Raw genomic sequence first — 14,062 nt, 5'->3', positions numbered from 1 at the left:
TATTTTGTTTTAAAGGTTCATTGCCTTTAACAACTAAACAGTAATGCAACTCCCTACTTCTTCCTTCTTTATTTCCTTAGAAAGGAGGTGATCCAGCCGCAGGTTCTCCTACGGCTACCTTGTTACGACTTCACCCCAGTTATCCGACCTGCCTTAGGCAGCTCCCTCCTTACGGTTAGGCCACTGACTTTGGGCATTTCCGACTCCCATGGTGTGACGGGCGGTGTGTACAAGACCCGGGAACGTATTCACCGCAGCATTCTGATCTGCGATTACTAGCGATTCCAGCTTCGTGCAGGCGGGTTGCAGCCTACAGTCCGAACTGGGTCGTTATTTTTGGGATTTGCTCACCTTCGCAGGGTTGCTTCCCTTTGTTACGACATTGTAGCACGTGTGTGGCCCAAATCATAAGGGGCATGATGATTTGACGTCATCCCCACCTTCCTCCAGGTTATCCCTGGCAGTCTCCATAGAGTGCCCATCTTACTGCTGGCTACTATGGACAAGGGTTGCGCTCGTTGCGGGACTTGACCCAACATCTCACGACACGAGCTGACGACAACCATGCACCACCTGTCTCAGATGTCCCGAAGGACTGATGGCATTACCCATCATTCATCTGGATCTCAAGATTTGGTAAGGTTCTTCGCGTTGCTTCGAATTAAACCACATGCTCCACCGCTTGTGCGGGTCCCCGTCAATTCCTTTGAGTTTCATTCTTGCGAACGTACTCCCCAGGTGGAATACTTATTGCGTTAGCGCCGGCACTGAAAGACTATGTCTCCCAACACCTAGTATTCATCGTTTACTGCGTGGACTACCAGGGTATCTAATCCTGTTTGCTCCCCACGCCTTCGAGCCTCAACGTCAGTTGCTGTCCAGTAAGCCGCCTTCGCCACTGATGTTCTTCCTGATATCTACGCATTTCACTACTACACCAGGAATTCCGCTTACCTCTCCAGTACTCTAGTCTACCAGTTTCCAAAGCAAGCCCACGGTTGAGCCGTGGGGTTTCACTTCAGACTTGATACACCGTCTACGCTCCCTTTACACCCAGTAAATCCGGATAACGCTTGCCCCCTACGTATTACCGCGGCTGCTGGCACGTAGTTAGCCGGGGCTTCTTACTCAGGTACCGTCATCCCCTCTTACGAGGTCTTTCTTCCCTGCTGATAGAGCTTTACATACCGAAATACTTCTTCACTCACGCGGCGTCGCTGCATCAGGCTTTCGCCCATTGTGCAATATCCCCCACTGCTGCCTCCCGTAGGAGTTTGGGCCGTGTCTCAGTCCCAATGTGGCCGTCCGCCCTCTCAGGCCGGCTACTGATCGTCGCCTTGGTGGGCCGTTACCTCACCAACTAGCTAATCAGACGCGGGTCCATCTCATACCTATAAATATTTTCACACTGTGTCATGCGACACTGTGCGCTTATGCGGTGTTATCAGTCGTTTCCAACTGCTATCCCCCTGTATGAGGCAGGTTACCCACGCGTTACTCACCCGTCCGCCACTAAGTTATTCAAGATTCTGCCGAAGCTTCATCAGCGAATAACTCCGTTCGACTTGCATGTGTTAGGCACGCCGCCAGCGTTCATCCTGAGCCAGGATCGAACTCTCACTTTAATGTTTGTTCTTTCCGGTTCAGACTTACACTGACTTAATCAGAATAATTCTGCTCCTCTGTCGATCTCTCGACAGCTTGATGGTGGCTAAACCATCAAAAATTTACTTTGGTTTTTGTTCTTCTGAACATTCTGTCCTTCTTATTTAAGAAGAACTGGAATTTTCAGGGTTGCATTACTGTTAAGTTGTCAAAGTACTTTCAAAAGCTCTTGCCTTCTGGCTTTCAAGCTTTTGTGTCTTGGCTTTCGTTCGCCGCAACGTGTTATATGTTAACTCGCTGCTTTGTGATTGTCAAGAACTTTTTTAGAAAAGTTTTCGTCTACTGACTTTAAAACTCTTCTGTCTTGGCTTTCGTTCGCCGCAACGTGTTATATCTTAACTCGCTGCTTTGTGATTGTCAAGAAGATTTTAAATCTTTTTTACTATCATTTCAGCTTTATAAGCGGCCTCCCGACCCTCAGGGAAAACTGTTTTTGCGACAGCGAAATTGATTATAGGATGTTATTGCCTCAATGTCAAACACTTTTTGGATAAATCGTAATTATATTTATCTTTGCAGTTTATTACGATAACTTTTTCAATAAAACTGCATTCTCATGACTTAATCTATAAAGAATTCAAGCTTCCCACTTGGACGGACCAGTATACCCAAAGTCTTTACTTGGTGCATCCAGTAAAGAGTTTGGGTATACATACCGATCTGCCCAAACGTGAAGCTTTAGTAAATAACAGAGCATCTTAAGTCGTGCCACATCACTCTTAACCGCCATCTTCTATAGGTTATATTAAGTTTACTCAAACCATTTTGACTTCATCACGAAATTATTAGCTGTATAATAGCCAGCTTTGTCATAGTAATGTTCATGCATTTCATCATTCACAGCATGTAATTCGACACAAGATGCTCCTCTTTCTTTGACGTGTTGTTCTAATTCATTCAAAAGGACACTACCAAGTCCCTGGTTCTGGTATTCCTTTGATATCACTATCTCTTCCAGTGTATAGCCAATAATGTCATCATATTGCTTGAAAAATCCCATCGCAAATCCAACTACCTGATCGTCCTTCTCATATATCAAACCATATGAATCTTCCATCGATAATACCTGATGAATTCTTCTTCCTGCAGTATTATCTGTCCAGCAGCAGTCTTCTACTTCGTTGTAATAAGAGATGTACAATGGCAAAATGTCTGGTATATCATCTATATGGATTTCACGTATCATAATCTGCCTCCCGAAAAAATATAAAATCAACCATAAATTATGAATTTTTTTATTTACGACATGATAATTTAAAATCTGGTAAATAGCGTACTGGCTCATTCATAAATATGCAATAAAAAAGCTCTATGCAATTAGCATAGAGCTGAACTTATTTCTTCAAAACCGAACACTGAATCTCCAAACTTCTTGACTTATTGGTTAAGTCCTCGACCTATTAGTACACATCAGCTGAGAATGTTACCACTCTTACACCTTGTGCCTATCAACCTCGTACTCTCCAAGGGGTCTTACCACTTGCGTGGGGATATCTCATCTTGAGGGGGGCTTCACGCTTAGATGCCTTCAGCGTTTATCCCTGCCAGACTTGGCTACCCTGCCTTATGCGATTGCCTTCGCAGCAGATACACCAGCGGTCCGTCCATCCCGGTCCTCTCGTACTAAGGACAGCTCCTCTCAGATATCCTACGCCCGCGCCGGATAGGGACCGAACTGTCTCACGACGTTCTGAACCCAGCTCGCGTACCACTTTAATGGGCGAACAGCCCAACCCTTGGGACCTGCTACAGCCCCAGGATGTGATGAGCCGACATCGAGGTGCCAAACCACTCCGTCGATGTGAACTCTTGGGAGTGATAAGCCTGTTATCCCCAGGGTAGCTTTTATCCGTTGAGCGATGGCAATCCCACGTTCTGCCACCGGATCACTAAGTCCTACTTTCGTACCTGTTCCACCCGTCGGTGTCACAGTCAGGCTCCCTTATGCCTTTGCACTCTTCGGATGGTTTCCGTCCATCCTGAAGGAACCTTTGAGCGCCTCCGATACTCTTTCGGAGGCGACCGCCCCAGTCAAACTCCCCGCCAGACATTGTCCCCGGACCGGTTTCACGGTCCATGGTTAGAAATCCAGTACGGTAAGGGTGGTATCCCAACAGCGGCTCCATGACAACTGACGTCATCACTTCTTAGCCTCCCACCTATCCTGTACATACAATACCGGATCCCAGTATCAAGCTGGAGTAAAGCTCCATGGGGTCTTTCCGTCCTGGCGCGGGTAGCCAGCATCTTCACTGGCACTTCAATTTCACCGGATGCATTGCCGAGACAGTACTCAAATCATTACGCCTTTCGTGCGGGTCGGAACTTACCCGACAAGGAATTTCGCTACCTTAGGACCGTTATAGTTACGGCCGCCGTTTACTGGGGCTTAAATTCAAAGCTTCGATTGCTCTAACCTCTCCTCTTAACCTTCCAGCACCGGGCAGGCGTCAGCCCATATACTTCACCTTTCGGTTTCGCATAGACCTGTGTTTTTGCTAAACAGTTGCTTGAGCCTCTTCTCTGCGGCCTTCATGTACTCATACATGAAGGCTACCCTTATCCCGAAGTTACGGGTACATTTTGCCGAGTTCCTTAGCAATGCTTCTTCCGTCGGCCTTAGGATTCTCTCCTCATCCACCTGTGTCGGTTTACGGTACGGGCAGATATCACACTATAGCGGCTTTTCTCGACAGGTCCTCCGGACACTTCACTACTTTATTTCGCTCCGCATCACACAGCACGATCCTACCAAGGGGTTTCTCCCTGGCCTCGCGCCATGCTTGCCCCGGGCTGCTCTCCCGGGCTGTCCCTGTTACCTGTGTCCCCACAGTTCTGATGATATCTGGTGCAGGAATATCAACCTGCTGTCCATCGGCTACGCCTTTCGGCCTCGTCTTAGGCCCCGACTTCCCCAGGGCAGATCAGCTTTACCCTGGAATCCTTGGATATTCGGCCTGAGGGATTCTCACCCTCATCTCGCTACTCATTCCGGCATTCTCTCTTCATAACGCTCCGCTGCTCCTTATCGGTACAGTTTCAACGCTCTTATGAATGCTCCCCTACCGATCACTTATACCCGTAGATACAAGCAATCCCTAGGCTTCGGTGTCGTGTTTTAGCCCCGGTAATTTTCGGCGCAGGACCTCTCGGCTAGTGAGCTATTACGCACTCTTTGAATGGATGGCTGCTTCTGAGCCAACATCCTAGCTGTCTATGAAATCCCACATCCTTTTCCACTTAACACGTACTTTGGGACCTTAGCCGTAGATCTGGGCTGTTTCCCTTTTGACTGCCCAACTTATCTCGTGCAGTCTGACTCCTGTGCTAAACCTGACTGGCATTCGCAGTTTGATAATCTTTGGTAAGCGGTGAAGCCCCCGCGGATATTCAGTGCTCTACCTCCAACAGGCACGCTACAAGGCTAGCCCTAAAGCTATTTCGGGGAGAACCAGCTATCTCCGAGTTCGATTGGAATTTCTCCCCTATCCACAGCTCATCGCCACCCTTTTCAACGGATGTGCGTTCGGACCTCCACAGCCTTTTACGGCCGCTTCATCCTGTCCATGGATAGATCACCCGGTTTCGGGTCTATGTATACTGACTACTCGCACTATTCACACTTGGTTTCCCTTCGGCTTACGTATCTTAGATACTTAACCTTGCCGGTACACATAACTCGCCGGACCGTTCTACAAAAAGTACGCGATCACTCGTATATAGAGCTTTCGCAGCTTGCAGGCACAGGGTTTCAGGTTCTCTTTCACTCCCCTCCCGGGGTCCTTTTCACCTTTCCCTCACGGTACTATGCGCTATCGGTCACTAAGTAGTATTTAGCCTTACGGGGTGGTCCCCGCTCATTCAGACAAGGTTTCACGTGTCTCGTCCTACTCTGGATACTGTCTCGTCTCATCCACTTTCACATACACGGCTTTCACGTTCTCTGGCAGGTCTTTCCAGGACCTTTCTGTTAGCAGACTTGAATCGATTATACAGTCCGAACCCCAGAAAGCAAGCTCTCTGGTTTGGGCTCTTCCGCGTTCGCTCGCCGCTACTTACGGAATCACTTTTGTTTTCTCTTCCTCCGGCTACTTAGATGTTTCAGTTCACCGGGTTCCCGGCCTTAACCTATGGATTCAGTTAAGGTCAACTAGGTACTTCCTAGTTAGGTTGCCCCATTCAGATATCTGCGGATCATGAAGTATTTGCCTCTCCCCGCAGCTTTTCGCAGCTTATCACGTCTTTCATCGGCTCTTAGTGCCAAGGCATCCGCCCTGCGCCCTACATAACTTAACCAGTTACGTAGGAATCAGTCCTGATCTTTCGATCATTCTGGATTCTCTTCTGATCTATAACACAGCGATATGTTATAGTCAGTGCCCATTTCTTTAGAAATGGTTTTTAATTGATGAATAAATTCACCTTTTTGATGTCTTGATTTTGGTTTGGACATAGAACATATCTTCATCATTTGAAATGATTGGATATAATCTATATTTCAGTATTCGGTTTTCAAGGAACAATGCGTTTTAAATACAAGATTTAAAACCCTACGACTGTTTTAAACAGTCATCAGAAATCGGAACCTTGTTCTGATCTCTCATCGCCATTTAAAACTTTTTTTAAATCTGGCAGCCACCTATCCTCCCATACCGTTACCAGTATAGTACTTTCGGCCGCTAAGGTCTTAACCGTCGTGTTCGAGATGGGAACGGGTGTTTCCCCGAAGCGCATCGCCACCAGAAATGTTTTGTTGTTAAGGTTCAGTGCTTTGCTATCTTACTCTTCAGTACTTATCCTGTCAAGCTCGATTTTTTCAAAGCTTTTTGCTCGTTTTTTAGCTTTTTAACAACTAAACAGTAATGCAACTCCCTACTTCTTCCTTCTTTATTTTCCTTAGAAAGGAGGTGATCCAGCCGCAGGTTCTCCTACGGCTACCTTGTTACGACTTCACCCCAGTTATCCGACCTGCCTTAGGCAGCTCCCTCCTTACGGTTAGGCCACTGACTTTGGGCATTTCCGACTCCCATGGTGTGACGGGCGGTGTGTACAAGACCCGGGAACGTATTCACCGCAGCATTCTGATCTGCGATTACTAGCGATTCCAGCTTCGTGCAGGCGGGTTGCAGCCTACAGTCCGAACTGGGTCGTTATTTTTGGGATTTGCTCACCTTCGCAGGGTTGCTTCCCTTTGTTACGACATTGTAGCACGTGTGTGGCCCAAATCATAAGGGGCATGATGATTTGACGTCATCCCCACCTTCCTCCAGGTTATCCCTGGCAGTCTCCATAGAGTGCCCATCTTACTGCTGGCTACTATGGACAAGGGTTGCGCTCGTTGCGGGACTTGACCCAACATCTCACGACACGAGCTGACGACAACCATGCACCACCTGTCTCAGATGTCCCGAAGGACTGATGGCATTACCCATCATTCATCTGGATCTCAAGATTTGGTAAGGTTCTTCGCGTTGCTTCGAATTAAACCACATGCTCCACCGCTTGTGCGGGTCCCCGTCAATTCCTTTGAGTTTCATTCTTGCGAACGTACTCCCCAGGTGGAATACTTATTGCGTTAGCGCCGGCACTGAAAGACTATGTCTCCCAACACCTAGTATTCATCGTTTACTGCGTGGACTACCAGGGTATCTAATCCTGTTTGCTCCCCACGCCTTCGAGCCTCAACGTCAGTTGCTGTCCAGTAAGCCGCCTTCGCCACTGATGTTCTTCCTGATATCTACGCATTTCACTACTACACCAGGAATTCCGCTTACCTCTCCAGTACTCTAGTCTACCAGTTTCCAAAGCAAGCCCACGGTTGAGCCGTGGGGTTTCACTTCAGACTTGATACACCGTCTACGCTCCCTTTACACCCAGTAAATCCGGATAACGCTTGCCCCCTACGTATTACCGCGGCTGCTGGCACGTAGTTAGCCGGGGCTTCTTACTCAGGTACCGTCATCCCCTCTTACGAGGTCTTTCTTCCCTGCTGATAGAGCTTTACATACCGAAATACTTCTTCACTCACGCGGCGTCGCTGCATCAGGCTTTCGCCCATTGTGCAATATCCCCCACTGCTGCCTCCCGTAGGAGTTTGGGCCGTGTCTCAGTCCCAATGTGGCCGTCCGCCCTCTCAGGCCGGCTACTGATCGTCGCCTTGGTGGGCCGTTACCTCACCAACTAGCTAATCAGACGCGGGTCCATCTCATACCTATAAATATTTTCACACTGTGTCATGCGACACTGTGCGCTTATGCGGTGTTATCAGTCGTTTCCAACTGCTATCCCCCTGTATGAGGCAGGTTACCCACGCGTTACTCACCCGTCCGCCACTAAGTTATTCAAGATTCTGCCGAAGCTTCATCAGCGAATAACTCCGTTCGACTTGCATGTGTTAGGCACGCCGCCAGCGTTCATCCTGAGCCAGGATCGAACTCTCACTTTAATGTTTGTTCTTTCCGGTTCAGACTTACACTGACTTAATCAGAATAATTCTGCTCCTCTGTCGATCTCTCGACAGCTTGATGGTGGCTAAACCATCAAAAATTTACTTTTGGTTTTTTGTTCTTCTGAACATTCTGTCCTTCTTATTAAGAAGAACTGGAATTTTCAGGGTTGCATTACTGTTAAGTTGTCAAAGTGCTATGTACTTCTTTCAGAAGCACTGTGTCTTGGCTTGTCCGCCGCAACGTGTTATATCTTAACTCGCTGCTAACTTATTGTCAAGAACTTTTTTAAAAAACTTTTTTGCTATCAATTCAGCTTTATAAGCGGTCTCCCGACCCTCAGTGAAAGCTGCTTTATTTGCGACAGCGAAATTGATTATATGACTATATAAGCACCGTGTCAAACACTTTTTAAATAAATCGTTATTTTGTAATACAGAATAATCCTGATATTTGTTATATCGATTACCATTCATTCTAAAATTTTTATTTAATGGTATCTCTATGTTGTAGTGTCTTTTATAGCAATTTCTTTATTTAACAGTATCTTTATTTAACAGTATCTTTATTTAACAGTATCTTTATTTAACAATATCTATATTTAACAATATCTATATTTAACAATATCTTTATCTCATAAATCTCTTTCTCATCTAAAAACACCTTTCATGATGTTATCTTTTGTATTTTAAGCGAAGACTCTATTTCTTAATGCATATCAAGAATCACTTCTTCTTATCTCACTTATTATGATAGAATGTATAGTGCATTGTCTTGAACATATTGCTCTCAATACTCAATCCTGTTATTCGATTCAAAGCAATCTGTTCATCTGCAATTTCTTTTTTCAAATATCACTAGGGAGGATTCTTAATATGAATAAAGCTGAAATAGTAGAAATAAAGAAACAATTTTCACCCGACAAATGTACTATTGATAGAATCTGCGGATGCTATGTTGATCATGAGAAGAATAAACTTATGATAGATAAGCGTGCTTTTGGTTCTATTCCTGAAGAAGAGATGTACAAGTATCTTGATATCTTCAAGCACACTCTTACAGGTACTATAGGTAAGAACCTTATTCCGCTTGAGTTCCCTATGGATCAGGAAGAAGAAGGTGGTACTCAGAATTTCCTTCTTGCTCTTCGTGATACACATCTTGAAGATGATTCTCTTGTTGATGAATTCTATGACAGGGTAATTGCTAATTATGTAAACGCTGAGAACTACTACATCATTCTGGTTCATGCCGTTTATGATATTCCCGGAGTTACAAGTGATCATATAGAAAATGATGATGCATCTACTGATGTTTATGATTATATTCTGTGCAGTATCTGCCCTGTTAAGCTGTCTAAGGCTGGTCTTGGATATAATGAGACAGATAATCGTATTGAAGACAGATTCAGAGACTGGGTTGTAGATGCACCTACAAAGGGTATGCTCTTCCCTGCTTTTATTGATAGAAATACTGATATTCACAACATGCTCTATTTTACCAAGAAGCCTGAAGATCTGCAGCCTGAATTCATTACTGCATTATTTGGAGGAAGACCTCCTATGTCAGCGCCTGATCAGAAGGATACCTTTAATGCTATCATTACTGATACTATCGGAGAAGAAGGAAGCTATGATACTCTTAGGACTCTCCACGAGAATCTTGAACAGATGGTTGAGGATCATGCAGAGGACCAGACTCCTCTGACTATTGGAAAAGAAGATCTTAGAAGCCTTCTCCAGGATGCAGGTGTTCCTGAACGCAACATGGAGAACTTTAATAAAAACTATGAGAACTGTATTGGTGAAAGCGAGGACTATCCTCTTCTTGCAAGCAATATTGTTAATAACAAGAAATTCCAGATACAGACTCCTGATGTTGAGATCAAGGTTAATCCTGACAGAACTGATCTTGTTGAGACAAGGATCATTGATGGTAGACAGTGTATCGTAATTAAGGTTGATGATCATGTTGAGGTTAATGGTATCAATGTAAGAACTATTTTTAATGATTGATCGTCATGTTTTGAGAGAAAAGAACCCTCAAAACGTCCGCCAAAGGGCTCAACACAAAAAAAGCTGCAGTAATTTAAGGCTGCAGCTTTTCATATTTATGCTATTTCAGAGTGTATATGATTTCATTTTTATAAAATAGTAAATTGAACATTATTATTTATCAATCTTACTTTGATAAAGTGTATCTTATTACTATTATTCAGACTCTTTAAGAGACATATCTACGGAATCTTCAACCTCTGAATCTTTTGACTCATCTTTTTCTTCATGGCGTAGTTCCGGAGGGAGTGTCATGAGTACCTTCATGATCCTGTGCTGCTGGATTCCTCTTACAGCAAGGGTGATTCCGTTTTCAAGCTTAACTACTTCACGGTTATAGGGGAGTCTGTCTAATTGGCCTATCATAAGACCGCCGATAGAGTCGTAATCTTCACTTTCAAAGTCGGTATGAAGGGCGTTGTTGATATCATCAAGTTTCATGGCGCCTTCGATAAGATATTTGCCATCACCAAGGTCTCTTATCTGGAGAGCCTCATCCTGGTCATATTCATCTCGAATTTCACCTACGATCTCTTCGAGAAGGTCTTCAAGTGTGATCATACCAACTGTTGTACCGTATTCAGAAAGGACGAATGCTACGTTGTAGGCCTTGGCACGCATCTCTTCCATGAGGTCTGCTGTTTTCTTGAATTCATAGGTGTAATAGGCTTTTCTAAGATAGTTTTTAACGTGGAAATTGTCTTTATCTTTTACAAAGAAAATATCCTTGATATTGATAAGTCCTATGATATTATCCTGATTATCTTCATAAACGGGAATTCGTGTATACATATCCTTGTGAAATACTGATTTGACTTCGTCGTAGTCAGCATCAGCTGATACGCAGGACATATCGATTCTGGGGATCATGACGTCTTTAGCCACTGTATCGCCAAAATCGAACACGTTGATTATCATCTCTTTTTCTTCGGATTCTATAACGCCGTCTTCGTGGCTTGCGTCAACATAGGTTCTGAGTTCCTTCTCAGTTATGGCTTTGCGGGCATCCCTGTCGATGTGGAGTGCGCCAAGTACAACACCTGCCAGCGCATCTACGATCACTACCAGCGGTGTGAATATTACCATCAAAAATCTTATTATATATGCGTATCTAAGACAGGTCTTCTGTGACTGAGCTGTTGCTGCAGATTTTGGCGTTATTTCGCCAAATATAAGGATGAGTACTGTAAGGATTCCTGTTCCAACACCAACCATTGCACTGCCAAAAAGATTGGTTATAACAACTGTCATGAGTGCTGAAGCTGAGAGGTTGACGATATTATTACCAAGCAGTATGGTTGAGAGGAATTTCTGATAATTATCAAGGATGTAGAGCACTACTCCGGCTCTTTTGGCTCTTGTATTATCTTCATCAGTAAGTGACTTGATCGCTATTCTGTTAACTGTGGAAAAAGCGGATTCCGCTCCTGAAAAAAACGAGGACAATACCAGTAATATCAAAAGTACTACCAGTTCTATAATAGACCCCTTGGTTAATTGCATGTAAAAATGCCTCCTAAACAAGATTATCTGCTAAAATGAGTAATATGAAAACTTACTATTCAAATATTAACAATTTTAAAGATAGCACGCAAGAGATGGCGGGTGCAGGGTTTGAAGTGCGTTATGCTTCGTTCCTTGAACGTATAAGCGATGAACGAAAAGAGCACCTTATGCGTTTTAAGAACGAAGATGACAGGCTTCGCAGTATGGCAGGCACTTTGATTCTTACTTATATCATAAATAATATTCATAAAGACGACATTAAAGAAAGCTCTATCCTAGAATCAAACGATGCGATATTCCTTTTAGAAGGTGTCAAAGAAAACGACTTTTCTGATTTAACTAATCCTATATTTCCACTAAATATCACATCTGAAGAATCTGGAAAGCCGTATCTTATTGATGCTCCTGATATTCGCTTTTCTATATCACATTCAGGTTTGTATGCTGCTGTGGTTGTAACTGATTCTTCAGAATGCGATCGCATTGGTATTGATATTCAGGCAAAAGACAGGAAAGATATCTTAAAGATAGCGAAGCGCTTTTATACTGAGTTTGAGAATGATCTGATAGCACGTGCCGAAAGTGATCTTGAAAAAGAGGATATTTTTTACCAGATATGGTCTGTTAAAGAGGCTTTTATAAAGTGTAATGGGAAGGGATTGTCTTACGGTATATCGAATTTTAATGCTGATATAGAGAGGGAACTGATAACTGATCTTGAAGGCAACGTTCTGGCAACTCTAAAAAAGCAGCCGTGCCCCGATGGATATGTATGCTATGTATGCACACAATAATATGGGGACAAAATCAAAATATAATTACTATTCATGCAAGATAAGATTCAATATTTTAGAACCTTCATATGAAGACACAGTATTTATTTGGATTTTGTATGATTTATAAATGCTATAAAACAGGACTTCGATATATGGAATCATCAGTAGATTCTATATATCAAAGTCCTGTTACTTTTTCAGATTACTATTTTAGATTTATTTTCTTAGTTCTAAATCTTTTGTTTTATATCTTAAGTTTATTATCCTTAGTTTAATGGATTCTTGTAGAATTCCTTGAAGTTAGTATAGCCCTGCTCTTCGAGTGCCTGCTTCTGGAATTTCTTGTTCTTGTTCATGCGAACAACAAGGATCTGCTCGCCGTTCTTACGAGCTTCCTGAGCCTGTCCAAGGATGTCTGAAAGCATCTCGCCCTTGATACCTTTTTCGATAAGGTATGCTGTCTTATCAGATGCGCCAGGGATCTTGAATCCTTCATCCATCATGATCATGATGATTCTCTCAAATCCGATTGAGAATCCGCAGGCAGGTGTATCCTGACCAAGGAACTTGCCTACCATCTTGTCATAACGTCCGCCGCCACCGCAGCTTCCGCCATACTGTGGCATAGCAATCTCAAATATAGTTCCGGTATAGTAGCTCATTCCGCGAACAAGTGTAGGATCAAATACCATCTCAAACTCTGCTGCCTTGTTGGCATCTACGCTTGAAATGATTTCTTCAAGATTAAGTCTTGCATCCTCTTCAAGGAAATCTCCGAGAGTTTCTGCAAGGAATTTAAGGCCTTCAATGCCTTTATTAACTTCAAGTCCTTTGAAAAGTCCAAGATACTTTTCTACTGACTCTTTAGTATATCCATTCTCTATAAGCTCAGCTTCTACGCCTTCAAGGCCAATCTTATCCATCTTATCAACTGTAATAAATACAGAATCATAAGACTCTTCAGAAAAGCCTGCGTATGCAGCCATATCCTTAAGGATTCTTCTATCGTTGATACGGATCTGGAATCCTTTGAATCCAAGCTTTCCAAGAGTTGATGTTGTAGCAAGGATAAGCTCTATCTCTGCGAGATTAGAAGGCTCACCAAGAATATCTATATCACACTGCATGAACTGGCGGTATCTTCCCTTCTGAGGACGATCTGCTCTCCATACATATCCCATCTGCAGTGCCTTAAAAGGAGATGGAAGTTCATTGGCATGATTAGCATAAAAACGAACAAGCGGTACTGTAAGATCATAACGAAGACCTGAATCTGTAAGGTCGTTCTCCTCTTTTGCTTCTGCGAGGCGAAGCTTCTCGCCTCTCTTCATGATCTTGAATATAAGCTTTTCGTTGTCTCCGCCCTGCTTGGAATTAAGATTTGCAAGTGATTCTACGCATGGTGTCTCGATTCCTGTAAAACCATACTTAGCATATGTTTCCTTTATAACACCTATTACGTAGTCACGAAGCTGCATTTCTGCAGGGAGTACGTCTCTCATTCCAGTTACGGGCTTTTTGATAAGAGCCATGAATAATTCCTCTTCTTTCTTTTGTTTTAATACTAAATGACTGATATAGTGATAAACTCGTAAGTCGTTTAAGCTTTGCGAGT

The 14,062-nt window shown here is 43.6% G+C and carries 5 protein-coding genes and 4 rRNA genes; 2 read left to right on the top strand and 7 right to left on the bottom strand.

Annotated elements, in window-relative coordinates:
• Positions 1-80: 80 nt before the first annotated feature.
• The 5 genes from WAA20_RS04395 to WAA20_RS04375 all read right to left on the bottom strand — a co-directional run bounded on the left by WAA20_RS04395 (position 81) and on the right by WAA20_RS04375 (position 8,110).
• A 16S ribosomal RNA gene (locus tag WAA20_RS04395) occupies positions 81-1,625 on the bottom strand.
• Positions 1,626-2,416: 791 nt separating this feature from the next.
• Complete coding sequence (locus WAA20_RS04390) at positions 2,417-2,851, bottom strand: GNAT family N-acetyltransferase (RefSeq protein ID WP_073390592.1); 435 nt, start codon at positions 2,849-2,851, stop codon at positions 2,417-2,419.
• 194 nt (positions 2,852-3,045) lie between these two features.
• Positions 3,046-5,961, bottom strand: a 23S ribosomal RNA gene (locus tag WAA20_RS04385).
• A gap of 330 nt (positions 5,962-6,291) precedes the next feature.
• Positions 6,292-6,409, bottom strand: a 5S ribosomal RNA gene (rrf, locus tag WAA20_RS04380).
• Between the two features lie 156 nt (positions 6,410-6,565).
• Positions 6,566-8,110: ribosomal RNA gene (locus WAA20_RS04375) — 16S ribosomal RNA — on the bottom strand.
• Together the 16S, 23S and 5S rRNA genes form the textbook arrangement of a ribosomal RNA operon.
• 876 nt (positions 8,111-8,986) lie before the next feature.
• Here WAA20_RS04375 and WAA20_RS04370 point away from each other — a divergent pair.
• On the top strand, positions 8,987-10,126 hold the full coding sequence (locus WAA20_RS04370) for a DUF4317 domain-containing protein (protein ID WP_073386779.1): 1,140 nt from the start codon (positions 8,987-8,989) through the stop codon (positions 10,124-10,126).
• 195 nt (positions 10,127-10,321) lie between these two features.
• Here the strand turns inward: WAA20_RS04370 and WAA20_RS04365 are convergent, their stop codons facing one another.
• Positions 10,322-11,668, bottom strand: coding sequence for a hemolysin family protein (locus WAA20_RS04365; RefSeq protein ID WP_073386778.1), 1,347 nt, complete (start codon positions 11,666-11,668; stop codon positions 10,322-10,324).
• A 35-nt stretch (positions 11,669-11,703) separates the two neighbouring features.
• On the opposite strand from WAA20_RS04365, the gene WAA20_RS04360 reads away from it, so the two are divergent.
• On the top strand, positions 11,704-12,465 hold the full coding sequence (locus tag WAA20_RS04360; RefSeq protein WP_073386777.1) for a 4'-phosphopantetheinyl transferase superfamily protein: 762 nt from the start codon (positions 11,704-11,706) through the stop codon (positions 12,463-12,465).
• A gap of 248 nt (positions 12,466-12,713) precedes the next feature.
• On the opposite strand, the gene hisS is transcribed toward WAA20_RS04360, so the two are convergent.
• Complete coding sequence (gene hisS, locus WAA20_RS04355) at positions 12,714-13,979, bottom strand: histidine--tRNA ligase (RefSeq protein WP_073386776.1); 1,266 nt, start codon at positions 13,977-13,979, stop codon at positions 12,714-12,716.
• Positions 13,980-14,062: the final 83 nt, after the last annotated feature.

It is taken from the genome of Butyrivibrio fibrisolvens (assembly GCF_037113525.1).
Taxonomy (GTDB): Bacteria; Bacillota; Clostridia; order Lachnospirales; family Lachnospiraceae; genus Butyrivibrio; species Butyrivibrio fibrisolvens.
The sequence above is the reverse complement of the archived record's forward strand: the minus strand, read 5'-3'. Positions and strand labels throughout refer to the sequence as shown.